Annotated in this window: 20 protein-coding genes, 2 pseudogenes and 1 other annotated feature; of the genes and pseudogenes, 4 read left to right on the forward strand and 18 right to left on the reverse strand. The window is 56.4% G+C overall.

Features of this window, described 5'->3' with window-relative positions; all coding sequences use genetic code 11:
* Nucleotides 1–371: 371 nt before the first annotated feature.
* The 14 genes and pseudogenes from AC0TNJ_RS15715 to AC0TNJ_RS15780 form a co-directional block, all read right to left on the reverse strand.
* The gene (locus AC0TNJ_RS15715) at nucleotides 372–1097 is read right to left on the reverse strand and encodes a ribonuclease activity regulator RraA (RefSeq protein WP_473766859.1); all 726 of its coding nucleotides are present in this window, start codon (nucleotides 1095–1097) and stop codon (nucleotides 372–374) included.
* A gap of 11 nt (nucleotides 1098–1108) precedes the next feature.
* Nucleotides 1109–2842 carry an L-arabinonate dehydratase gene (gene araD / locus AC0TNJ_RS15720; protein WP_473771626.1) on the reverse strand — a complete coding sequence of 578 codons (1734 nt, stop codon included), beginning with the start codon at nucleotides 2840–2842 and terminating at the stop codon, nucleotides 1109–1111.
* The gene (locus tag AC0TNJ_RS15725; protein WP_473771627.1) at nucleotides 2839–3783 is read right to left on the reverse strand and encodes an aldose epimerase family protein; all 945 of its coding nucleotides are present in this window, start codon (nucleotides 3781–3783) and stop codon (nucleotides 2839–2841) included. The genes araD and AC0TNJ_RS15725 overlap by 4 nt, the downstream gene beginning before the upstream one ends.
* Before the next feature lie 13 nt (nucleotides 3784–3796).
* Nucleotides 3797–4576: an NAD-dependent epimerase/dehydratase family protein gene (locus tag AC0TNJ_RS15730; protein WP_473771628.1), complete on the reverse strand. Its 780-nt coding sequence runs from the start codon at nucleotides 4574–4576 to the stop codon at nucleotides 3797–3799.
* Between the two features lie 4 nt (nucleotides 4577–4580).
* The gene (locus tag AC0TNJ_RS15735) at nucleotides 4581–5456 is read right to left on the reverse strand and encodes an SMP-30/gluconolactonase/LRE family protein (protein WP_473766855.1); all 876 of its coding nucleotides are present in this window, start codon (nucleotides 5454–5456) and stop codon (nucleotides 4581–4583) included.
* Entirely contained in the window at nucleotides 5456–6655 is a 1200-nt protein-coding gene (locus AC0TNJ_RS15740; protein ID WP_473771629.1) for a mandelate racemase/muconate lactonizing enzyme family protein, read from the reverse strand. Before AC0TNJ_RS15740 ends, AC0TNJ_RS15735 begins: the two co-directional genes overlap by 1 nt.
* Before the next feature lie 41 nt (nucleotides 6656–6696).
* A complete protein-coding gene (locus AC0TNJ_RS15745; RefSeq protein WP_473771630.1) occupies nucleotides 6697–7539 on the reverse strand; it encodes an ABC transporter permease in 843 nt (280 codons plus the stop codon).
* A gap of 3 nt (nucleotides 7540–7542) precedes the next feature.
* Nucleotides 7543–8451, reverse strand: a complete 909-nt coding sequence (locus AC0TNJ_RS15750) for an ABC transporter permease (protein ID WP_473771631.1) — start codon at nucleotides 8449–8451, stop codon at nucleotides 7543–7545.
* A 3-nt stretch (nucleotides 8452–8454) separates the two neighbouring features.
* Entirely contained in the window at nucleotides 8455–9513 is a 1059-nt protein-coding gene (locus AC0TNJ_RS15755; protein ID WP_473771632.1) for an ABC transporter ATP-binding protein, read from the reverse strand.
* A gap of 84 nt (nucleotides 9514–9597) precedes the next feature.
* The gene (locus AC0TNJ_RS15760) at nucleotides 9598–10785 is read right to left on the reverse strand and encodes an extracellular solute-binding protein (RefSeq protein ID WP_473766852.1); all 1188 of its coding nucleotides are present in this window, start codon (nucleotides 10783–10785) and stop codon (nucleotides 9598–9600) included.
* A gap of 73 nt (nucleotides 10786–10858) precedes the next feature.
* Nucleotides 10859–11770: a dihydrodipicolinate synthase family protein gene (locus AC0TNJ_RS15765; RefSeq protein WP_473766851.1), complete on the reverse strand. Its 912-nt coding sequence runs from the start codon at nucleotides 11768–11770 to the stop codon at nucleotides 10859–10861.
* Nucleotides 11771–11790: 20 nt separating this feature from the next.
* Nucleotides 11791–12399: a GntR family transcriptional regulator gene (locus AC0TNJ_RS15770; RefSeq protein WP_473766862.1), complete on the reverse strand. Its 609-nt coding sequence runs from the start codon at nucleotides 12397–12399 to the stop codon at nucleotides 11791–11793.
* Between the two features lie 569 nt (nucleotides 12400–12968).
* Complete coding sequence (locus tag AC0TNJ_RS15775; RefSeq protein ID WP_473771633.1) at nucleotides 12969–13652, reverse strand: IS6 family transposase; 684 nt, start codon at nucleotides 13650–13652, stop codon at nucleotides 12969–12971.
* 50 nt (nucleotides 13653–13702) lie between these two features.
* A pseudogene (locus tag AC0TNJ_RS15780) lies at nucleotides 13703–13814 on the reverse strand (transposase); the annotation flags it as partial.
* A 332-nt stretch (nucleotides 13815–14146) separates the two neighbouring features.
* Here AC0TNJ_RS15780 and AC0TNJ_RS15785 point away from each other — a divergent pair.
* The 3 genes from AC0TNJ_RS15785 to AC0TNJ_RS15795 are packed head-to-tail and all read left to right on the forward strand — an operon-like array spanning nucleotide 14147 to nucleotide 18088.
* The gene (locus AC0TNJ_RS15785) at nucleotides 14147–16096 is read left to right on the forward strand and encodes a tripartite tricarboxylate transporter permease (protein WP_473771634.1); all 1950 of its coding nucleotides are present in this window, start codon (nucleotides 14147–14149) and stop codon (nucleotides 16094–16096) included.
* Between the two features lie 14 nt (nucleotides 16097–16110).
* Nucleotides 16111–17184 (forward strand): Bug family tripartite tricarboxylate transporter substrate binding protein, encoded by a 1074-nt coding sequence (locus AC0TNJ_RS15790; RefSeq protein ID WP_473766849.1) that lies wholly within the window; start codon nucleotides 16111–16113, stop codon nucleotides 17182–17184.
* 55 nt (nucleotides 17185–17239) lie between these two features.
* A complete protein-coding gene (locus AC0TNJ_RS15795) occupies nucleotides 17240–18088 on the forward strand; it encodes an alpha/beta hydrolase fold domain-containing protein (RefSeq protein ID WP_473771635.1) in 849 nt (282 codons plus the stop codon).
* On the opposite strand, the gene AC0TNJ_RS15800 is transcribed toward AC0TNJ_RS15795, so the two are convergent.
* Complete coding sequence (locus AC0TNJ_RS15800) at nucleotides 18080–19204, reverse strand: LysR substrate-binding domain-containing protein (RefSeq protein ID WP_473771636.1); 1125 nt, start codon at nucleotides 19202–19204, stop codon at nucleotides 18080–18082. The genes AC0TNJ_RS15795 and AC0TNJ_RS15800 overlap by 9 nt on opposite strands.
* Between AC0TNJ_RS15800 and AC0TNJ_RS15805 the strand changes: the two are divergent.
* Nucleotides 19182–19788: pseudogene (locus AC0TNJ_RS15805) on the forward strand (transposase); the annotation flags it as partial. The gene AC0TNJ_RS15800 and the pseudogene AC0TNJ_RS15805 overlap by 23 nt on opposite strands.
* Nucleotides 19466–19582: a sequence feature (AL1L pseudoknot), on the forward strand. It overlaps the preceding pseudogene by 117 nt.
* A 275-nt stretch (nucleotides 19789–20063) precedes the next feature.
* Here AC0TNJ_RS15805 and AC0TNJ_RS15810 read toward each other — a convergent pair.
* From AC0TNJ_RS15810 to AC0TNJ_RS15820, 3 genes are read right to left on the reverse strand one after another with little or no spacing between them, the layout of a single operon-like run.
* The gene (locus AC0TNJ_RS15810; protein WP_473771782.1) at nucleotides 20064–21878 is read right to left on the reverse strand and encodes an ABC transporter ATP-binding protein; all 1815 of its coding nucleotides are present in this window, start codon (nucleotides 21876–21878) and stop codon (nucleotides 20064–20066) included.
* Between the two features lie 29 nt (nucleotides 21879–21907).
* Nucleotides 21908–23344: a M81 family metallopeptidase gene (locus AC0TNJ_RS15815; RefSeq protein WP_473766813.1), complete on the reverse strand. Its 1437-nt coding sequence runs from the start codon at nucleotides 23342–23344 to the stop codon at nucleotides 21908–21910.
* 42 nt (nucleotides 23345–23386) lie between these two features.
* On the reverse strand, nucleotides 23387–24541 hold the full coding sequence (locus AC0TNJ_RS15820; protein ID WP_473766814.1) for an ROK family protein: 1155 nt from the start codon (nucleotides 24539–24541) through the stop codon (nucleotides 23387–23389).
* Nucleotides 24542–24567 lie beyond the last annotated feature (26 nt).

The raw sequence follows: 24567 nt of genomic DNA on the forward strand, positions 1-24567 counted from the left end.
TTTTGCTTGGATAGCCCAACTGGCGAATAGCAGCTTTCGGGCGCTTGCCCAGCTTGATGTAAAGCGCAACTGCTCTCATCCGGTCTTCGTAGGAATACATGAACTACCTCCATGATAGTCCAAGTTTTCGTCCGCACCCCCCAACATAAGTGGCTTCCCCGTCAAATGGTAAGAACGAAAATCTGGAGCTATCACTGGCTTATGGTCACGCCGTCGGTCAGCCTGTCCATTGACACGGCTTTGTCGCAAAAGTTGTTTAACCGGCATTTCACGTGTTTGAAGTCGGTACCTCGTCACCGACAACCGAGTCCGGCTTGGTGGTGCCGATGATCTTGAGGCGAAAACATATTCGCGTGTCGCGCAACGCTCTGTCATTCTGACCTGCTCTTGCGCCAGCTCTCGAATTTGCGCTGGTTTTCATCCTTCGTGCAGGGATAAAGCCCAATAATTGCCGCTCCGTTGTTCACTTCTTCCAGAACGAAATCTTCAAAGACTTCCATGCCAACGCATTCATCGGCAATTTCATCGCAAAGATGCGCCGGAATTACCATGACACCGTCAGCATCGCCCACCAGAACATCACCCGGAAACACTGCGGCATCTCCGCAGGAAATCGGAACATTGATGTCGATGGCTTCATGCAGAGTGAGGTTTGTCGGGGCCGATGCTTTGGCGCAGTAAGCGGGCATGTCAAGTTCACCAATGCCCGTCACATCACGAAAACCGCCATCCGAAACAATCCCTGCAGCGCCCCGCAAGGCAAGGCGCGTCACCAGAATGGAACCAGCGGTCGCAGCACGCGCATCCTTGCGCGCATCCATAACCAGCACACATCCCGGAGGACAGGTTTCGATAGCCACACGCTGCTTGTGATCGGGATCACGGAAGACAGTGATCGGATTGCGGTCTTCGCGCGCTGGAATATAGCGCAGCGTAAAAGCCTGACCGACCATGTTTTCCGGTTTACGTGCTACCTGAAACGAGCCCTGAATGAACTGGTTGCGCAATCCGCGCTTATAGAGAGCGGTGGCAACGGATGCGGTTGAAACCTTCTTCAATTTGGCGCGTGTTTCGTCCGAGAGAATATAGTCTGACATCGGTCTGCCTCCTAATAAATGACCGGCTCGTCAACCGGACGACCAAAATCGGTTTTCAGGAAATCGAAATCGCAGCCTTTGTCGGCCTGCTCAACGTGCTTGGAAAAGACGAAGCCATAGCCACGCTCATATTTAGGTTCCGGCGTTTGCCAAGCTGCACGGCGGGCAGTCAGCTCATCTTCAGAAACAAGCATGTTGAGGCTGCGTGCCGGAATATCGAGTTCGACCATATCGCCGGTTTTCAGCAGGGCCAGCGGTCCGCCGATAAAGGATTCCGGTGCCACATGCAGCACACAGGCACCGAAGCTTGTCCCTGACATACGCGCGTCTGAAATCCGCACCATATCCCTGAGACCAAGCTTCAGTAGAGCTTTTGGCATCGGGATCATGCCCCATTCTGGCATTCCGGGCCCGCCCTGCGGACCGGCATTGCGCAGCACAAGAACCGCGTCCGGCGTCAGCGGATAATCAGGATCATCGATAATTTTCTTCAGCTCAGAATAGCTGTCTGCGACCAGCGCCGGTCCCTTATGTCGATGAAACTTGGGATCACATGCAGCCGGCTTGATCACTGCACCGTCCGGGCAGAGATTGCCTTTCAAGACAGCCAGTGACCCTTCATGATACACCGGATTGGACAACGGCCTGATAACATCCTCATTATAGATCTGCGCTTTTTCCAGCCCCTCGGTCAGCGGTTTTCCGGTAATGGTAATGGCTGAAGAATCGAGCTTGTCGCCGAGCTGACGCATCAGCGCGCGAATGCCGCCGGCATAATAAAAATCCTCCATCAGATAGGTGGAGCCGGAGGGGCGGATATTAGCGATGACAGGTGTTGTTCGTCCGATACGATCAAGGTCGTCCAGTTCGAGCGGAACGCCTGCACGTCGCGCCATCGCAATCAGATGAATGATTGCATTGGTGGAGCAACCGGTCGCCATTGCAACAATAACCGAATTCTTCACCGCTGCCGGTGTGATAATCTGGTCTGGTGTCAGATGGTCCCACACCATCTCGACAATGCGGCGACCGCATTGCGTTGACATGCGTTGATGATTGGCATCGGCCGCAGGAATTGATGATGCACCTGGCAGCGACAGCCCCATGGCTTCTGCAATCACTGTCATGGTGGATGCCGTACCCATCGTCATGCAATGGCCGTAGCTGCGGGCAATGCCACCTTCAATACCCTGCCATTCTTCCTTACCGATGGTGCCTGCGCGACGTTCATCCCAGAACTTGAACATATCCGTGCCAGATCCAAGCGTCTTTCCAGCATAATTGCCACGAAGCATGGGACCTGCAGGCAGGAAGATGAAGGGATAGCCAGCACTGGTGGCACCCATAATGAGTGCCGGTGTGGTCTTGTCGCAGCCGCCCATCAGCACAGCACCATCAACCGGATGAGAACGCAAAAGCTCTTCCGTCTCCATCGCCAGCATGTTGCGGTAAAGCATGGTAGTGGGCTTCACATAGCTTTCAGAAAGCGACAATGCGGGAAGCTCAAGCGGAAAGCCGCCTGCTTGCAGAATGCCGCGCTTTACCCACTCAACACGATCCTTGAAATGCGCATGACAAGGTTGTGCATCCGACCAGGTATTGATGATCGCGATGATTGGTTTGCCCTCCCAATCCGCTGGACCATACCCCATTTGCATGGTTCTTGAACGATGGCCCGAAGAACGCTGATCATCTGGCAACATCCAGCGCGCAGAACGCAGATCTTCATATGTTTTTCTGGTCATTTCAGTGCCTTCCCGGTATTTGAGCTGCGCAAATTTCTGCAAGTGCCAGGTGCATTGGCTGGCAATGGATGAGCAGAAAACAGGAGAGCACCCGTCAGCGCTTCTCTAGGATTGAGAACTGTCATGGCTGCATCCTCACCAAGCGCTGGCCTATTGATGACATCCGGCAGGTGACTTACGGGTTCAGCGCAAAAAACTGCGCGATCCTGTGGATTGAATACATGGAGATGCCGCAACGCGCCTTCGCCTTTAAGCCGGAGGCTGGTTGATGTTTCAGGCCAACGTATTATGGCCACACGGTCCCAGCCGCTGAAGCAGCAATTCACCAGCGACAATTTTGATAGAGCAATTGTGCTTCCCGGAGTAAACCAGTCGATAGCTTTGGGGATACCTTGTGGTAATCCGCGTTTATCAAGCTGTGGTGCGCCATTGGATTGAAATTCGAGCATTGCCTTGTTGGTTTTAGAAAACCACGGATGCAAGCCAATGCCGAACGGCAGAGCGCTGTCGCCTTCATTCTGGATACTTAGCGATATGCGAAAGCCATAAGGCGCAATATCGATGATTTGATCCAGCCTGTATGAGTAGGGATGGTCGTCACTGTGAACCTCATCCCGCACATGCACCCGATTGTCGCTGGTCTCCACCACCTCCCAGCTATGCATCCTCGAAAAGCCATGAATAGCCATGCCTTCCTGTGGCGCATTGATCGGCAGCCGAACAGTTTTTCCTTCAAAAGCGAACCGCCCACCATCTATGCGATTGGCAAAAGGTGCCATCACGAAACACCCCGCTTTCAGGCCCGCTTCGGGTGTTGCGAGTGGCTCAAGTAATTCTACCCATGAGCCCTCCGGGTGGTGCCACTCTGCCTCAAGCAGAGTTGCTCCATATTGGGGGGCAAGCCTCAGACGATAATTATAAGCGTTGAGTTCAAGAACCATGGGCACCACAGCTTCATTCCTCACGCGAGTAGTCATGAGCGGTGAATGTTCCGCCCTGAAACCTGCGCGATACAGGATCGCCGGTTTCAGCTAGATCGCCGTAGCGGGAAGCATCATCCTGCGGAACATAACCTATCAGCGCTGCATCATCTTTCTCCCACCAGCGCGACGCATTGGCGGAAACACCCCAGACGATTGCAACGTCCGTTTTTGGGGCTTCAACAGCTGCTATCAGCAGCCGAACCAGATCATCATGCGAAAGCCATGTCGATAAATGCCGCGCTTCTGTTGGCTCTGGTACGCAGGAACCGATACGCAGATGCACGCTTTCAATACCGTGCTTGTCAAACATCATGCGCCCGAGCAGTTCACCATACGCCTTGGAAAGCCCGTAATAGCCGTCGGGTCTATATGATTCATCCGCACCAAGCGCCTTGTCCCGAGGATAAAAGCCGATCGTATGGTTGGAGCTAGCGAAAATGACCCGCTGCTTTTCAGCCCTTGCCGCTTCAAAAACATGCGTAACACCAAGCAGATTGGCTTTGGCAACCACATCATAAGGCTGCTCCACACTAATGCCACCAAAGTGCAGAATCGCATCCATACCGCGCACAAGCTCGGTAATGGCACCGGCATCCATCAGATCGGCCTGAATGAACTCGGCATTCTCCGGCATAGCATCGGAAAACGGTGCGATATCGGACAAGCGCAGCCAATAGCCTGCCTGTGTCAGTCTTTTAGCCAGCACACGCCCCAGATTGCCTGACGCGCCGGTGAGAAGCAGACGTTTCATCCGTTCAAACTCCCTTCATTCTGGCAATTTTCGCACCCGCAACAGGCGCCTGCATGAGATGAATGCCACCTGATTGCGGTGCAGCTTCCAATGTTTCAGATGCTCCTAGGCGATGAGAGGTGACGGCAAGAAGCGTAAGATCCGGGCCGCAAAAACATGGCATTGTCGGTGCAGGAACAGGAGCCGCTATGCGATCGAGCAGCTTTCCATTGCGATTAAAGCGGTTGAGGACACCAGCAGAAACTCCGGCACTCCAGTAATTGCCATCACCATCGCAAGCGCCACCATCAGGACGCCCCGCCTCTTCATCAAGATCAGCAATGCGGGTACGATTGCTTATTGATCCGGTTTCGACGTCAAAATCATAGCGATCAATCCATGGCCCACGGGAATCTGTGTGGAACATCGTTGCAGCATCGGCAGTCCATGCAAGGCCGTTAGAAATCTCAAAGCCTTCCGCCTTGATTTCGGCTTTGCCATCAGCAGTCACACGATAGAGTTTTGAAATGGCTTCACGCTGTGGACGCGCATCCATGCTACCGATCCAGAAGGCTCCGTCCGGTCCAACCTTGCCGTCATTCAAGCGCGATGTTTCCGGCTCGTCATAACCATCCCAAAGAGTCTGGCGTTCCAATGTTTCGGGATCAAACAGGATAATCTCGCGCGCAAGCGAAACGACCAGTCGACCGCTTTCCGCAAGCCCGAGACAAGGAACTGCAGTCTCGAAAGACCATTCGCACAGCGGCCCTTTATCGAGATCAATCTCATAAACTTTCTGCCCGTTGATATCGCATGCAAACAGCGTTTTACGTCTGTCATCCCAGACAGGGCTTTCAGTGAGTTGTCCGCGCAGATCGGCTATGCAGCGAAATTGGGCCATCACACAGCCCCCGTTTTACGACGGACCACATCGGGGTGATCAAGAACGAAGTCAGAGAGTTTGAGTCCCAGACCGGCACCTTCAAACGGATAGATCACACCCTTTTCGATGCGTGGCATCACAGTCACCAGATCGCGATACCATGAGGTGTAATAGGCGCGCACAGATTCCTGAAAAATCGCATTGGGTGCATTGAGAGAAAGATGGATCGAGGCTGCGAAAACCACCGGACCAGTACAATCATGCGGCGCTATGGGGCGCTGGAACGCCTCGGCCATGGTTGCAATCTTCTTTGCTTCGGAAAGTCCGCCGCACCATGAAATGTCAAGCATCACATAATCGGATGCGTCGGCACGCAGCACATCGAGAAACTGCGCACGAGTTGCCATAGTTTCACTGGCGCAGACGGGAATGCCGGACTGACGCGCATAAACGGCCAGCGCCTGCGGGTTCATCATCTTGATAGGATCTTCCGACCAGAAGGGCCGAAAGGCTTTGAGTTCACGCGCAATCGTCAGTGCCGATGTCAGATCCCACATCGAATGAAACTCGACCATGATTTCCATCTGATCGCCCACCGCATCGCGGATCTGGCGAAATGGAACCAGCGCCTTGTCGAGATCGGTGGCGTGAATGTAATTGCCGCCACTGCTCACCGCAAAGGGGTCGAACGGCCAGATTTTCATAGCCGTAATACCTTCTGACAACAGGCTCTGCGCAAGCGCTCCGGCATCACGATGAAACGCCAGCTGATCTTCGTAAGGGCCTTCCTTTGCGTCATCCTGATCGCCGATATAACGACGGGTGCCGCTTTTGTTGTAGGTATAGCCCGCACAGGTATTATAGGTGCGGATCGAGGGACGCGAGAGACCACCAAGCAACTGATGGATCGGCTGATTGGTCAGTTGCCCGAAAATATCCCAAAGCGCGATATCAATGGCCGAGGCCGCGCGTATCTCCACACCCGAAGAGCGGAAGCCGACATAAGGCTCCAGCAACAATTTTGAAATGCGATCAATTTCCAGAGGGTTCTGGCCCACCAATTGCGGAGCGATATCGCTGTGAATATGGGCAGCAACCGCATTGGCCCCGCGGAACGTTTCGCCCAAGCCGATAATCCCCTCATCGGTATGGACCTGCACCCACAAAATATTGTTGAGGTGCGGCAGCTGTACGGTTTCAATGGCCGTAATTTTCATCATGCACTCCGAATAAATTCTGGCCTAAAACCTTTGGCCTATCACTGCGCAGACGGCTGGCGACTGCGCGCAACAATCTGCGTTGGGTTGACAAAGCGCAGTGCCAGCAGAAGCCAGACCAGTGATGTCACCATGTAGATGACGGCCATTGCATCAATGGACTGAACCGAGCGGACACCTGCCGCAAAGACGGAATAATAAAGCGCGACCACCAGCGTCTGCGATGTCGGGCCAGCCGTCAGGAAGGTCAGTTCGAACATGGCAACCGTGCGCACCAGCACCAGCAGCATGGCTGCAAGAATGCCCGGGGTGAGCATTGGCAGCAAAACATGCAGAAACAGTTTGAAGGTGCCCGCACCAAAGACCCGCGCTGCTGCTTCAACCTTGGGATCGATCTGCTCGATAAACGGCACCATCACAAGGATGACAAAGGGGACCGTCGGCACAAGATTAGCCAGAACCACACCCCAGAAAGTCCCACCAACACCAAACTTGTAGAGCACTGTCGCGAGCGGAATGCCAAATGTAATGGGCGGAACCAGAAGCGGCAGAAGGAAAATCAGCAGAACGATTTTCTTGCCCGGAAAATCCCGGCGCGCCATGGCGTAAGCTGCTGTCACCCCGAGAAATCCGGAAAGGATGACGACGGCAAACACAACCTGGAAAGTGACCAGCAGCACCTGATCAAGCTGGAATTCGGCCCATGCGGCGGCATACCAGCGTGTTGTGAGCGCATCGGGCAGCCATGTGCCAAGCCAGCGTGTGCCAAAACTCGAGACGACAACCGCGGCAATGACAGCCAGTACATTGAGGACAAAGAAGCCCGTTACAAGCCAGACAACCGTAATCCAGAGCTTTGAAAGGACAGATGTATCGCGGATCATGGTCTATCCTTTCCCGCCAGCGGTCGAACCGCGATAGAAGAACGAACGAAGGCCGAGCAAAGCACCCACCACGAGCAATTGTACGGCGGCCATGATCATGGCGATGGATGATGCCATGGAGTCATCATATTGCTCGAAAGCTGCCTGCGCCGCGGCAATGGAAATCACACGCGTGGGGCCGGATGGTGCCCCCAGAAGAACAGCGGAAGGAAATACCGCAAAAGCCTGCACGAATGTCAGACATGCGGCCACCACAAGCCCCGGCACCAGAAGCGGTAACATGACATGGCGGAAGCGCTGCCAGCTGTTTGCTCCATGCGTTGCTGCGGCACGTTCCAAGGCCGGATCGATGCCGGAAATATAGGAAAGCGTCAGCAGGAAAGTGAATGGAAACACGGTAATCACAAGCGATGCAAAGACACCCCAGTAATTATTGGTGAGCTTCAACGGATTATCGATCAGGCCAATGGCAATCAGACTACGGCTGAACCAGCCCTGCGGTCCGAGATAATTCAAAAGCCCTTCGGCAATCAAAACCGTTCCCAGAGTGACTGGCAGAACCAGGATTGTCGTCAGAAGACGTTGCCGCGGCATCAGCCGGACGCGCATGGCAATTGGAACGGCAAACAGGACGCTGATAAGCGTCACCGGAATAGCCAGCCAGAGCGTCGCACCTATGGTTTTATAGAGATAGGGATCAGAGAAGAACTTGCGATAATTAGCCAGTGCCCCGCCGCCATCAAGCGGGTTGAAAGACAGGACGAGGCCATAGAGAAACGGGTAAATGAAAACGCCGATAATGAAGAGCAGCGCTGGCAGAATGAGCAGTGTCACCCCATCGAAACCGCGATTGGCGAGCCTTTGACGCAGGCCGGGGCTCAAAGCCTGTTCGGAAAATCGTTCTTCCGCCATGGCCTAAGCCTCGCTCGCAAAGACCAGCGCATGGCCTGCATCGATACCGAGCGTGATCTTTGCGCCCGGCGCAACTTCCTGCGGTCCATGAAAGACCATTTCCATACCGCTTTCAGTCCGCGCTATGCCGACATATTCACGGCCTCGATATTCAATTGTCTCGACGGTGGCAGCAATTGTGTTGCGGCCTTTTTCACCCGACACAACATCATCTCCACGCGCCATGATAATAGCGCTACTTCCAGGCTGCAGCGTGTCCATCGCGCGCCCGGTCAGTTCGCTGCCCGAAACGTCGATTGTTGCCTGTCCGTCATCAATGCGCACAACCTTGCCACTTAAAGCGTTGCGGAAGCCCATGAAGGCTGCAACATCCTGAAAGCGCGGGGCTTCATAAAGCTCATGCGGCTTGCCGACCTGCCGGATTTCCCCATCACGCAACACCACAATACGATCCGCGAGAGACAAGGCCTCATCCTGATCATGGGTTACATAGATTGTCGTCGAACCAAGCTGGTTATGAATACGTCTGATCTCGGCGCGCATCTCAAGACGCAGCTTTGCATCAAGATTAGAGAGCGGCTCATCCATCAACACGACAGGCGGCTCAATCACGATAGCGCGCGCAATGGCAACACGTTGCTGCTGCCCGCCAGAAAGCTGGCCGGGAAGTTTTGCTTCCTGCCCCTGCAGTCTGACAAGTGCCAGCGCTGCCCGCGATCGCTTGTCTATTTCGGCTTTGGGAAGACCGCGCATCTTGAGGCCAAAGCCAACATTCTGCAGCACGTTCATATGTGGAAACAGGGCATAGTTCTGAAACACCATGCCGAAACCGCGATCTTCAGGCTTAAGCTGATCGACGCGTTTTTCATCAATATAGATACCGCCGCCGGTCGTACCCAGAAGACCTGCGATACAGTTAAGCGCCGTGGATTTTCCGCAGCCTGAAGGGCCCAGAAGGGCAATGAACTCACCTTTTCCAATCGTGAGGTTGATTTCCTTCAGCGCATTGAAAGTTCCAAATGAGCGGCTCATTCGATCAAGCCGAAGTTCTTGAAAGGACATTGACGCAAGCACCGTAAATTGAGTGGTGATCTTAGGCGGCTAATGGCGAACCATATGATCCGCCATTGACGCTTTGGAGGAGCCTTAGCTGGCTGCGACGTCTTCGTCCCAGCGCCGGAAAGCAGCTACCAGCGCTTCCGGCTCAAGCGGCAACTCAATCGGATTGTTTGCAATCCAGTCGGCATATTCCGGACGACCAAACTCGGCAATCACGTCCTGGCTTTCCTTTGGCGCCATCTCGATCGTGACATCCTTGACTGCAGGACCCGGATAGAAATAGCCCGCATCGTAGGAATAGGCCTGCTGATCAGGCTTGAGCGCGAATTTGATAAACTCCATCAGGACCGCGACCTTGTCTTCGGAAACGCCTTTCGGAATTGCGAAGTAATGCGCGTCACAGACCCAGTGGAAACCTTCCAGTTTGCTGACTGCCATTTCTTTTGGAACAACGCCCAACGCACGCGGATTGATATCCCAACCGGTTGTGGTTGCGGTCATGTAGCGTGTGCCTTCGCCGAGCTCTTTCATCAGAGCGCCGGTGCCAGCGGGATAATATTCGATGTTCTTGTGCAGTTCCTTGAGATAGGCCCAGGTCTTGTCCCAGCCCTTGACCGGATCTTTCGGATCGCTGTCGCCAAGAAGGTAAGGCAGGCCCATCAGGAATGTGCGGCCCGGGCCCGAATTTGCCGGACGTGCATAGATGAATTTGTTTGGATTTTCCTTGGTCCAGGCCAGAAGCTCTTCGGCCGTCTTTGGTGGCGTCTTGACCTTCTCAGGGTGATATTCGAGCAATGGACCGGACGGGTAATAGGAAACCACAACGCCTTTGCCCTTTGACATTTCCTGCATACGCCAGGCGGGCTCAAGATAGATATCCTGCAATTTTGGCAGGCCATTGTCTGGAAGAGCAATAATATCGGTCCAGATATCGTCAGCAAGCCCTGCAGATAGCGCATCTGGGCCAATAATCACCAGATCGATATCGATACGGTTGGCGCGCTGTTGCGCCTTGATCTTGCCCGGCAGTTCCGGTGCAGGTGCTTTGTTGAACGTAAAGCGCGAAACGAGCGCTTTTTGTTCAGAAGCAAAATTGTCGAAAATCGGCTGCGTCAGCGCGAGATTGCCCGCCGCGTCAATGACATTCAGGGCGACAGGCGATGATGGCAGCTTTGCCGATTGTGCCCATGCAGCACCTTTGGGCAGCAAAAGTCCTGCGCCAGTTGCTAGTCCGGCCCCCGCCATGAATGTGCGGCGTGAAATTCCTTTGGTCATGTTCTCCTCCACCTTTTTTACTTGTCCCGCACACACCGCTTCCTCCTGTCGGTACGCGCCGGTTTTCTATTTTTCAGACAATTGCATCGGTCTCCCACCCCGCAACGACCTTTTCGAGCGCCTTGCGGTCAGCCGTTTCAAGTTTAGGCAGACCCGGTAGCCGCACATCGCCGACAGCAAGACCCTGAATTTGCAGTGCTTCCTTGACCACTGTGACGTTTGCACCATTGCGGTACTTGGTCCGCATGGTTTCAAAATCGGCGATGCTTTCAACAACGGCACGAGCACGGGCGTAATCGCCAGCTTCCAGCGCGTTCCACACAGCCAGCGAGCGGTCAGGAGCCACATTAACGAGACCGGATGTAAAACCCCGTCCGCCTAAAGCGTAAAACGGCAGTGCCCAGCTTTCGGCGAGACCGCAAATCCAGGTCGCATCGGTTCCCTTGGTTGCGCGGCAGCATTCAAAGAACAACATCGTATTTTGCGATGCGAATTTCACACCGGCAACTTTCGGATGGGTTGCAAGCCGCACCATCTCATCCAATGGGATCAGATCGGAGCGGATATAGGCAACGATCGGAAGGTCGGTGGCTTCTGCAATTTCGATAAAGTAATCGACCTGTGCATGAGGGGCAGCGAAGGGATCAAGTGGATGATGGATCATCACGCCATCCGCACCCTCAGCTTGTGCGGCTTTTGATACCTTGATTGCATCGCGGACCGAGCGTCCGGCTGCGGCCGTTACCGCAGCTTTGCCATCAACCGCTTTGACGGCGATTGCCTGCAGGCGGATCACTTCATCCACAGTCATGCTGTAGAACTCACCTGTATTGCCGCCGGTGACGATGTTGTGCACGCCAGCTTTTGCGATACGTGCAACAATTTCGGTGGTTAGAGCGGCATCAATCTCGCCATCTGCGTTATAGGCAGTCGCATGCACGCCCGAGATGCCTCTCAGCACCCCGCGGTATTCCGCTAAATTCATATTACCCTCCCAGGTACTGGTCAGAAGACCAGTTCGATATGTGTATCCCCCGCTTTCACGATATGCTCCCGCATCAATCGTTCGGCCAAATCCCCGTTTCTGGCCGTAATGGCCTGCATGATCGCTTCGTGTTCGCCAAATGACTGGCGGCGCACATCTTCGCGAGAAAGCACCGTCACCCGTGCTGCATGGTCATACATCCGCTGCGCATTTTGCAGCCGCCGCAGATATTCGCATCCCGATGCCTCGTGAATGGCATCATGAAATTTCTCATTGAGCTCGATCAGCGCATCCACATCGCCCGATTCGACGGCTGCCCGCATTTCCTCAATGACTGCGTGAAGAAAGGCAAAAGCTTCTTCATCGCCATGTTTTGCAGCCTGTCGCGCGATAATGCTTTCAAGCGCTGCACGCGCCAGCGTCATCTCTTCGGCCTGCCGCGCATTGAACGAAACAAATGTACCGCGCCGTGCTTCCGTGCGCACAAGCCCCTCACCTTCAAGCTGGCGCAGCGCTTCTTTTAAAGGGCTGGTGCTGATACCGAGGTCAGCTGCCAATTGTCGCTCATTCAATCTGTCGCCGGACTTCAACCGACCCGAGATGATCGCCTCCCGCAGATCGTCATGCACATGATCTCTGAGGCTCTTCACCTTGATGGGTGAGAATGGGGAAACACTATCACGCAAAGGCGCACCTGCTTTTCATCCGTATTTACCCCATGATCATGAAGCATGAAATCTGATGTGTCAATATCTGATACATCAGATATTGACTGAACTAATTTCAATGTTCATCTTTGCTTAACTATTAATTACAGCATGGAGTAAGCCACTTTACGACGCATCGTGATCTGAAAGCACGCCTGTCAAAAAGGCCCGGTGTTGATTTTCACCTCTCCGTGAAAATCAACATCTTCGGAATGGTAGGCCCATCGTTAGCTGGTTTAAATGGCTGTGACTGAGGGGCATACAATATTACCGTTGTTCGCGCATAGTTATGCCATACATCGCCATGTCTATCAGTGCATGAAAGACGGCCTGCGCAGAGAAGTGCGTCCACTCCCAGATTAAGGCGACGCCTCCTGCTGATGGCCTAATCCGTACGGTGCAACGTGAAAGGCTGGCGCAGCGATCGCGCACATAGAAAGTTCTGTCGCAAATTTTCGTTTGGGTACAGTCGGCCTTAACTATAAACGGATTTATGCTGCGAGCGCGGCGAAGATCTTGAATGGTGAGCGATTGTCGTTGGCGAACTGGTTCTTGCGGATCATGTAGGCGACCTCGATGCCGGCAAGGGCGGCCGCCGAATGAAACGCCTTGAAGCCCATCATCGGTTTTGGAAGCCGCTTGATGGAGCGGTGATCCTGTTCAAGGATATTGTTGAGATACTTGAGCTGTCTAATTTCAATGACCCTTCCGGTTCCGGCGAATTTCAGGATCGTGTTGACAGCTTGCAGCCCAGCCAGATTGGCTCCGCTCTTGTCGATGACAATCCTCTCGGGAACGCCGTTGGCTGCAATGGCTTTCTTGAAAAAACTGCGGGCGGCGGCCAGATCCCGGCGCTCGGACAGCATGAAATCAAGTGTTTGGCCATCGCGGCCAATCGCTCGATACAAGTAGGTCCATTGGCCCCGAACCTTGAGATAGGTCTCATCAACACGCCAGGAACTGGCGGTGAGTCGCTTGCACATCTTGGCTTGAGCGGCGATCTGGGGAGAGTAGCGAACCACCCATCGGTTCAAAGTCGCATGGTCAACGCAGACGCCGCGTTCCGCCAGAATTTCCTGTAACTCACGATAGGAAACCGGATAGCGTATGTAAAAGAAGACTGCATGCAGGATGACCCTTTTGGGGAAATGAACACCCTTGAATTCGCCTGCCATCGTTTCACGCTTTCCTCGACCACACAAAGCAAAGATGCATAGCAAGGAAAAAGTGAAAATTTGCGACAGATCCCCACCAGAGTCTGCTCACCTCGGGATCGCAGCAAGCGCCACTTTTGCCTTGAAAGCCGGGCTATGGTTCCGGCGCGGTCGTCTCGTCATGATACCTCCTGTTCCCCGGCATCTAAGCCGAAGTCAGGCGGATTTTCCACTTATCCTAGCTGTGCAGATTTCCCGAGCCGCCTCTGATTTTAAGTCGGCTACCACCAGCCACACAGAAGGATGACGGACTTATCAAAATGGCGGTCTTTGAACATCGAATAATCCAGCTTCTTGAAACCTGAAACCTATATCAGTGCTCGTTGACGATACGTTCGCAACAGATCCCACATTAGATCTTCTAATTCTTGGCTTAGGTTTTCTCCTTTGCACCTGGCGTCGTCTTGGCGCAACGTCAATCCTTGCAGATGCGTCTCGGCGTGCAAGGAGGAACCATGATTGAAAGTATCCTAAGTGGGCTTGGCCTGCTTTTTTCCGGCGGGACGCCACTTTATCTTGTTGCTGGGGCTGCGCTGGGTCTGGTAGTCGGCGTACTGCCTGCGCTAGGCGCCACGGCAGGCATGTCGCTAATCTTGCCCTTCATCTTCGGACTGGATCAAGGCGCGGCGCTGGCGTTAATGATCGGGATGTTGGCGACAGTAGCAACCGGGGACACGGTCACCTCCATTGTTCTGGGAGTGCCCGGCTCAACCTCGTCTCAGGCCACTATTTTAGACGGCTTTCCCCTAGCCAAGCGGGGCGAAGCGGGGCGAGCGCTGTCGGCAGCCTATTTCGCTTCGATGTTGGGCGGACTATTCGGGGCAATGGTGTTGACCGGCAGCTTGCTGATCGCACGCCAAATCATCCTGTACTTCGGCATGCCCGAGATGCTGATGCTGGTGATCTTCGGCTTGGCTAGTGTGGCCGCCCTATCGGGAGCAAGTCTGGGCAAAGGCCTAGCAGCCTGCTGCCTGGGCCTGCTGATCGGCGCAGTGGGCGCAGCGCCGGCGACAGGGGAATACCGGCTGGACTTCGGCATCTATCACCTTGGAGACGGCTTTTCACTTGTCGCCTGCGTCCTCGGCATCTTCGTTATTCCGGAAATTGTGGACCTGCTGCGCAGCGGCACTACAATCTCACAGCAGCCGCTGCTCAAGGGTGGCGAGCGGCAGGGAATTCGTGACGTCATTCAGAACAAGGGGCTGGTCCTGCGCACGTCGGGCTTGGGCTGCCTGATCGGGGCGCTTCCGGGGATCGGCGGCTCGGTCGTGGATTGGCTAGCGTACGGTCATGCCGTGCGCTCGGCCAAGGATAAAAGCCAGTTCGGCAAGGGCGACATTCGCGGCGTCATTGCGGTCGAGGGCTCGAACAACGCCGTCCTTGGCGGCGCCCTCCTGCCCACGCTGCTGTTTGCAGTGCCGGGTTCGGGTTCAACGGCGCTGTTCCTATCGGGGTTGATTCTGATAGGCATCCAACCGGGACCGGCGATGGTACAGGGAAACCTGCCGCTGACGTTCAGCATTGTTTGGGCGTTAGCACTGGCCAATGTCATCGGCACGCTGGCGTGCTACTGCTTGTCTGGCACTTTTGCCCGATTGACCCGCATTCCGTTCGTCTGGTTGGCACCGATCCTTCTGCTGGTGGTTAGCTTTGCGGTGCTGCAATCCAGCCGCGCGCCGCTGGACTTGGCAGTGTTGGCCGGCTTTGGTCTACTGGGTGTGTTCTTGCGCCGCTTCGGCTACGCTCGCCCCGCCTTCCTGATCGGCTTCGTACTGCAGGACAACCTTGAGGTGCTTCTTTACCAGAGCGCTCAGATCTATACTTTTGGCGATTTCTTCCTGCGTCCCATCGTCCTGATAGTCGGCATCATCATCCTGGCGACTCTGGCGCGTACGCTGCTGGCATCGCACAAGCTGGATACGGAGTCGATTGGGAGAGAAAGCGCCGTCGCTCCGCTGACCACGGTGCAATTCGCCATTCCGGCGCTGCTGCTGGCCGTCTTTGCTGGGGCCATGGTTACACTAACCGCCTTTTCTCCTCTGGGTAGGATGTTTCCAATGGCGGTGGCGGGCTTGGGCATTCTCTGCACGCTTGTGCTGATGCTGGGCTTGGCACGCCGCCGCCCACATATGCTGCTGGACCAGGAAGCGGGTCGCAAGCCTGGTACCCCCGGTCCATTACGTCCGCTGGCCTGGATCATGGGCGGGCTGGGGTTGATCGCAACGTTGGGCTTCTTTGCCGGCGGCGCCATCCTGCTGGCCGCCTTTCTGACTGTCGAGGCGCGGGCGAGGCCCGTTGCCGCCATCGGTTTCGCCATGGCCGCTGCCGCAGTATTCTGGGGTCTAGCCCATCTAGCCGTAATCCACATGCCTGCGGGCATCATCACCGAAATCGCATCTCTTTGAGGAGGAGTAGAGACATGATACGCATGAGCAAGGCCATTACTTTGGCTGGGCTACTGGCTCTGATGCCCCTAGTAGCCAGCGCGCAAGACAATTTCGCCCCCGCGCAGGTCAACATCACCGTGCCCTTTGCCGAAGGCGGGGGCAGCGACACACTGGTGCGGATGATCGCGCCCTTTCTGCAAAAATCATTGCCAGGCGACCCGACGATACTGGTTCAGAACCAGCCAGGCGGCGGCGGGCTGCCGGGAACGAACCAATTTTTCAAATCGGCCGAGACTGACGGCAGTGCACTGCTCGCGATGTCTTCCTCGGTGTTCATGGCGAACTTGTTACGCGACCGGCAAGTGCGGTTCAAGATCGAGGATTTTACGCCCATCTACCTGTCGCCTCTCGGAGCTGTGATATATGTCGCTGACAAGACTGGCGCCAAACCGGGACAAGGTATCAAGAATATCAAAGCGCCACTTGTCTATGGCGCAGCCTCGCCCACCTCGGCAGACGTGCTGACCATTTTAGCGCTGGACCTGCTGGGGTTAGAAGTGAAGCCGGTCTTCGGCACTCAGCGCGGTGCCGCCCGCATCGCCTTCGAGCGGGGCGAATTTAATGTCGATCACCAGTCACCCGCCGCCTTTTCCAGTAATGTCCAGCCGCTGGTCGACGCCGGCCAAGCGATCCCGCTGATGAGCTTCGGCTTTGCTGATGCACAAGGGAACATCGGCCGCGACCCGGGCTTCCCCGAACTGCCGACTTTCTTCGAACTATATCAGCAGACCCACGGCAAGCCGCTAGAAGGGCCTGCCCGGCGCGCTTGGGTGGCGCTGTTTAACGCCTCGATCAGCACTGGAAAGGCTCTGGTGCTGCCGCCCGAGACCCCCGAGCCAGTGGCTGCAGCCTATATTGCTATCTTCGAGAAGGTCTTTACTGATCCCGAGTTTATCGCCAAGGCTAAGGCCGAGATCGGTGATTACCCGCAATCAACCGGCGAGGCTGCAGCGCGCCAGTTCTCCGGTGCCACTACACTGGATGAGGGGGCCTTTGCCTGGCTGGCCGAATGGTATCAGCGCAAGCTGGGCGTCGTGCTGAACTGAAATTGGCGGGCAGGCCGCATTTCGGTCCTTGCAAGCCCCTTTTACCGGAGACAGCATGAGCACCATTTCCGCCTCGCCCGCTTATGTCCACAAGGGCACACCCATCCCGGACCCCGAGCCACCCGCCGGGGTGCGGGTACTGCGCGACATCGTTTTCGGCGAGCATCCGCGGCAGAGCTATGACCTTTACCTGCCGTCAGGCGCAGAGGGTCCGGTGCCAGTAGTGGTCTTTGCTCATGGCGGCGGCTGGGTGCGTCGCGACAAGCGCGCAATCCGTATGATGCATGTGCTGGAGCACGGCTTTGCCTTGGCCAGCGTTGGCTATCGTCTAGCGATGGACGCGCCCTTTCCAGCGCAGGTTCAGGATTATCGCCATGCCGCCGCGCATTTGCTGGCCCAAGCCGTGAATCACGGCATTGACGGGGATAGGATGTTCTTCAGCGGCGCCTCGGCCGGCGGGCATCTAGCAAGCCTCGCGGCGCTGGCCGTGGCCGAACCCGAGTTCGGCCCGGCAGTGCCATTGCGCGGGGTGGTGGCGATCTATGCCCCAAGCGATTTGATCGCCATGGCCGGGCCTATGTTGGGCGGGTTGGACCACGATTCCGAGGATGCGCCCGCAAACCAACTGTTGGGCGCCGAGGTGCGTAAGCATCCCGACCTGGCCCGCCGCGCTAGCCCTGTCGCCTATGTCACGCCAGATGCGCCGCCCTTCCTGCTGTTGCATGGCGACCATGATCGGGTGATCCCCTTCAGCCAGAGCGTGATTCTGGACGCGCATCTGCGGCTGGCGGGGGTGGAAAGCCGGCTGGTGCAGCTTAGCGGCATCGGCCATGGCGCGCCCGAGTTCCAAGAGCCGCCGGCCAGCGACGAAATTCTAAACTTCCTGCGCCGCCATTCAGTTTGATGGCAGTGGGAGGGCCCTCGCTGAGCCAGTCACAGGTCGGATTTCGGTCAAGAAATTCGGATCATGATCGTTGATTGGAGCCTCGGAAAGAATCCAGTCCTTGAAGGCGCGGGCAGCGGCGCGCAGTCGCCGCCCGGCTGGCTCTACCAGACCGACGATTTGGCCACTATCCACACCGACCGGATAGGGTGCGACCAACATCCCCGAGGCGATCTCCTGCTCAATCAGATGTGCCTGAGCGATAACAATGCCGCTGCCCGCCAGCGCCGCTTGATAGGCCAATGTCGAATTGCTGAAAACCAGTTGCGGCTGCGGAACGCGCACGTCCAGTTCAATTGCCGCAAACCAGATCCCCCAATCTTCCATCCGGTTGGCTGAGGCGATCAGCGGCTGCCTGAACAAACTGTCAGGTTCGTCCAACCCCGCCGCCAGCGCCGGGGCACAAACTGGCACCAGCACTTGCGGGAACAAGGGCGTCACTAGCAGATCCGGGTCAGGGCGGGACACGAACTGCACTGCAAAATCCAAGCCTGAACGCTGAAAATCGGCCTGCTGCATCCCGGTTTCGAATTGCACGCGGACATCGGGGCGACGGGCATGCAACCCGGCTAGACGAGGGATCAACCAGCGCGTCGCCCAAGTCTGATAGATGCGCAGCCGTACCGGACCGCTGGCGCGCTCCTCGGTCAGTGCGTCCATCGCCTTATCCACGATATCGAAGGCGATTGCCAGTCTCTGGCCAAGTTCCAGCGCCTGCGACGTAACCGTGAGGCCCCGAGCATGCCGCTCGAACAGCCGGGTGTCCAGCGAGCGCTCGAACTTGGCAATCTGCTGGCTGATGGCGCTTGGAGTAACATGCAACTCGTCAGCGGCGCGCTCGAAACTGGCGTGGCGGATGGCAGTCTCAACTACACGCAACTGGGCGAAGTTCAATGGAATGCGCAGCGTTTCCCCCTTTTGCAGACGAACCTTCGGAGTCCGTAGGAAACAATGCTTGATTTCAGGGTCTGTTGCAAACGTTTCGTCGATAAGCAGTGATATAGGGTTTGAACCGCCCTTTGCCGGAGACCTCAACTCGTGAGAAGTAAGGTCTATGACAAGCAAGACGACAAACAAGTTTTCTCCTGAAGTCCGCGCTCGCGCCGTTCGAATGGTGATCGATCATGAAGCGGAGCATCCTTCGCGATGGGCGGCTGTGTCTTCCATAGCCGCCAAGATTGGCTGCTCGGCGCATACGCTCCATGATGGGGGTGAAGAAGGCTGAGGTGGACAGCGGCAAGCGTGTGGGTTGGCGAGTGATGTCGCGGAGAAGATGAAGGCTCTGGAGCGGGAGAACCGCGAACTTCGTCAGGTGAACGAGATTTTGCGCAAAGCCTCGGCGTATTTTGCCCAGGCGGAGCTCGACCGCCCGTGCAAGCGATGATTTCCTTCATCGACGCACCCCGTTCGGCGCTCGGGGTCGAGCCGATCTGCAGACTGCTGCCGATTGCCCCGTCCACCCATTATGAGGTTATCGCCAAGCGCATGGACGTCGACCGTCTGTCGACCGAGCCCGACGCGACATTGCAATGAAGGTCGAGATACGCCGGGTGTTCAACGAGAACTTCCAGGTCTATGGCGTGCGCAAGGTCTGGCGACAGTCGCTACGGAAGGAGTCGCTACGGAAGGGTTGCGACATCGCCCGCTGCACCGCCGGCAAACCCGGGGCGGTTCAGGATACCTTCTTCACGCATTCCACCCCCGAGACGCTCAATAGCCCCGCCGCTGCCAGTTTGTCGGCAATATCACCCTTCCAGCAAAAGTTCACTTTTTTTGAAGATCGGCGTCAAGTCGCGCCGACCATATTTCCCGGGAACGGACTGCTTTGAGTGGAGACAGTGCATAGAACTGCCCATCGCGATCGGGTATCGGTAATCTAGCTTCTTGGTTTGGCCTGTAAGCCGGGTACCTCTCGGTGCAGATCGGAGTCCTCACCCTAGGCCGCAATAAAGTGGCCCGGAGAAACCTCTCGGTAGTTCCGCTCCGGCGGAACAAAACCGAGTGGGCGGACCGGGCTTTTCAATTCATCTGCGTTAAGGCTGCGCTTGATATGTCTTCGTTCAGGATCTAGCACAGGTACCGCCGCCATCAGCTTCCTGGTGTAGGGATGCTGTGGGTTCCCGAAGACATCGGCGCGGGGGCCGATTTCGACGATCTCACCGAGATACATCACTGCCACGCGATGGCTGACGCGTTCGACCACCGCCATGTCGTGGCTGATGAAGAGATAGGAAAGGCCGAGGCTGTCCTGAAGATCTAACAGGAGATTGCAGACCTGGGCCTTGATCGACACATCGAGCGCAGAAACGGATTCATCGGCAACAATCACCTTGGGGTCGAGTGCCAGCGCGCGGGCGATGCAGATACGCTGGCGCTGCCCACCGGAGAATTCGTGCGGATAGCGTTTCATCATATCTGCTGAGAGGCCTACTCTTTCCAGCAATGAAGCCGCTTTTTCGCGGGCCTCCGTCTTGCCTGCAAGCTTATGCTGGACGATGGGCTCGGCGATGGCATTGCCGATGCTCATGCGGGGATTGAGGCTTGCGAAAGGATCCTGGAAGATCATTTGCACATCGCGACGCGCACGCCGCAATTCTTCTGCCGGCAGGGACAAAAGATCTTTTCCGTCTAGAGAAATGGAGCCGCCATGCGCGTTGGTGAGTCGCATGATCGTACGGCCGATGGAAGATTTACCGCAGCCGGATTCTCCCACCAGGGCCAGCGTTTCCCTGGGAAACAGATCGAAGGATACATTCTCGACGGCATGAACGGCGCCGATGGGGCGCCCGAAAACGCCACCTCTGATCTGATAACGTGTGGTGAGATTTTTCACCCGCAACACCGGTTCAATTGCTTTGGGGTGGTTTGCCATCGGCTGCGGTTCACGCTTTTCACCGGTCGCCATGTCCACCACAGGAAATGGCAACGGCTCAGTCTTTCCGTCCATCGATCCCAGATGCGGAACAGCGGAAAGCAGCGCACGCGTATAGGGATGCTTGCCGCGATGAAAGATATCGGCCGTCGTTCCCTGCTCCACCACTTCGCCACGATACATGACGAGGGTGCGGTCGGCGATTTCCGCCACGACCCCCATGTCGTGCGTAATGAAAAGCACAGATGTGCCTTCTTCTGCCTGAAGAGTTTTGACGAGATCGAGGATCTGAGCCTGGATCGTCACGTCCAGTGCGGTCGTCGGCTCGTCGGCGATCAACAGTTTCGGACGGCTTGCCAACGCCATGGCAATCATGGCCCGCTGGCGCATGCCCCCGGAGAACTGATGCGGATAGTCGTCATATCGCGCGGCCGCGTTGGGAATGCGGACCTTGTCCAGAAGCCGTAGGGTTTCAGAACGCGCGGTAGCGCGATCAATACCGCCGTGACACGTCAGGGCCTCCGATATCTGCCGTCCGATCGTGAAAACCGGGTTGAGGCTGGTCATCGGCTCCTGAAAAATCATCGCAACGTCACGGCCACGTACTCGGCGCATCTCGCGCTCCGAAAGTGCGAGAAGATTGCGATTTCCCAGATGCACTTCACCGCTTATTCGGCTGCGGGCAGGGTCGAGCAGACGCATGATGGAGAGCGATGTGACGCTTTTGCCAGAACCGGATTCACCGACGATGGCAACCGTTTCCCCTTGTCCGACCTCGAAGGAAATGCCCTTGACCACGGGGCGCCATGCGCCATCCGCTTCAAATGCCGTCACGAGATTCGATACGGAAAGCACTGGGGACGCGGCGGCTTGTTGCATGGCGCTGGCTGTCACGTTGATATCTCCTGTCAAGCGGAACGGGCGGAGAGCCGGATTTCCGGCTCGAAGATAAAGTCGCGGTCGAACGGAAACGTATTCCGTGTCTTGCGGAGGCGAGGCAACCGCTCGACAAACTGGTCCACGACGCCGGGAGATAGCGCCATCAGATTCGGATTGGCGATGGGTGCAAGCTCGGGGGAAAGGTATCCGGACTTGACCACCACGATTTTCGCCCGGCGAGGATCAAGCCCGAGCGTGGTGAAGTCCGAGATATTGTGATAGGGGCGCCGCTTCGCGCAAAGGACAAGGTCTACACCACCCACTGTCACTACCGCTTGCCTATCGACTGGTTTCGCCGCATCGTGAAGGCTGCGTAGCCGGCAATGGATGCGGACCGGCTTGCTGCCGTTCGTGTCCAATGTAGCGCCGATTGTCAGATCCAGTTCGGCGCCTGCTGATGCGGCAAAACATTGTTCGACTGCCGGGCGATCGGTAATGCCCGCGACGATGACACCTTGCGCATCCTGACGGATGAGTTCGCGCAACACATCGGCACGGTCGCCGACACCGCCACCGGTCGGGTTGTCACCGGAATCCGCCAGAACGACGGGAGTTGTAGGGCTTGCCACCGCGCGGGCAACACATTCCTCAATGGAGCCAGTTTCGCAACCGAAGACGAAATCCTTGCGCGCATCCCAATAGGCGGCGGCAAGCGCCTTGGCTTCGCGTTCAAGAACGCCGCGGTCGGTACCTGTGAAGATCGCAGCAGCGGTTGCTCGCGGTTCGTCGGCCCAGACATAACCTACCATCAGCGACGAATCCCATATGCCTGGAATGGTATCCAGATCCGGCAGGCGCGCATAGAGGCCCTTTGCCGGCTCATCTTCCGTCGATGTGCGTTCTCCCGGCAGCACCACCGGTACGGGTGCCCACAAGAGGATGGGCTTCACCTTTTCGGAAAGGCAGCGAACCAACATGCTTACGGAGCGGCGCATTGTTTCTTCGACGTCGATGTGCGGAGCGGTGCGGTAGGTCGAGAACATATCGAGCGCATCGAGAATGCGTTGCGTGACATTGCCGTGAAGATCGTAACTCGTCGAGATCGGGCAGTCATCGCCGACGACGGCGCGAGCCGCGGAAATCCAGTCGCCTTCCGCGTCCTCCATGCCTTCCACATACATCGCCCCGTGCATGGCGAGGTAAAGGCCGTCAATGGGAAGGGAGGCTTTCAGCCGTTCCAGAAATTCGGCCTTGAACGACTCGTAGGCCGCGAGGGAAACCGGCCCGCCAGGAATGGCGCGGGCATGAAGCGTTGGAACGAACTCAGCATCATAATCCTTGAGGAAGGCGAAACGAGGGGAGGCGGTGAGTTCCTCTCCGCGCAGGACGATGAATTCTTCTACCCCGGCCAAAACCGGATTGTAGGTGCTGCATTCGGTGTGAATTCCGCCGACGGCTATGCGCATGGGTGACCTCAATTGATCAATGGAAGTATTTTCATTGCGGCCCTACCGGCCAACCAGAAATCGGTGTGCGGCGATGGCCGCGGCGCCGCGCGCCCATACGGTCTGGTCGACGCGCAGGGTGCGAATTGCTGTCTGACCTGCCTGCCGCGGCAGGACATTGGCCTCCACGGCCTGCTGCATCACTGTGCCAAACAAGCCGTTGAACGAATATTCGTCATGGGTGACGAGAATTTCGCCGGGATCGTTGAGCTGAATGACATGCGCGATGGCGAGGCCGAGCGCTGATCCAGCGCGATGCAGGATACGAATGGCGGTGGCGTTGCCGGTCGCTGCTTCCGTTTCAATGTCAGCCAGTGCCTCGCAGGAAAGCCCTTCGGCGCGGGCCGTTTCACGAATTGCCTTCATGGATGCAACCGTATCGAGGCAGCCACGCTTGCCGCAACGGCAGGGTGCACCGCCAGGTTCGATCGTCAGATGGGCGATTTCGCCCGCACCGCCATGATTGCCGCGATAGAGCTTTCCATCGATGAAATGGGCGCAGCCGATACCGTCGCCAAGCGATACAAGGCTGAAGTTCTGTACTTCTCGGGCTTCGCCGAATAGTTTTTCGCTGACCGCGACCGATTTCGCGTCATTCTCGATGAAGACCGGCACATCTACCTTGGCTGCGACGATTTCCGCAAATGGTACATCCTGCCAGCCAAGCAGCGTCGATTGGATACAGCGGCTTTGTGTGTGGTCAACAAAGCCGGAAAGCGCGATGCCGATACCCGCCAGCCTTTCCCGCATTCCCGGTTGGCCCCCGATAAGTATTGAAAGTGAACCGGCAATGCTGGCTGCGATCGTTTCGGGATCGCGGGATAACGGTATCTGGGCTTCGGCAACGATTTCGCCACCAAGGTCGGTCAGTACGATCGGAGCAGGGTCCTGCAAGAGCGATACACCGAGCAGAAAGGCGCAACCAGGATGGATATCCAGGAGAAGCGAAGGGCGCCCCTGTCCGTAAACAGGTACGGTTTCCTGCAATACGCCCTTGTCGATCAGGTCGCGCGCAAGACCGCTCATCGCTGCCTTACTCAGCCCGAGCACCGCCGTGAGGTCCGTACGGCTAAGCGGGCCGGATTCGCTGATGGCTCGTAATATCTGTCGTTGCGTTGCGGTGAACAAGAGGGCTGGCCCATGGCGATTTGACTTCATGCTTGACACTAAGTTCAATAAGTGAA

This window comes from Ochrobactrum sp. PL_is483 (assembly GCF_055816855.1).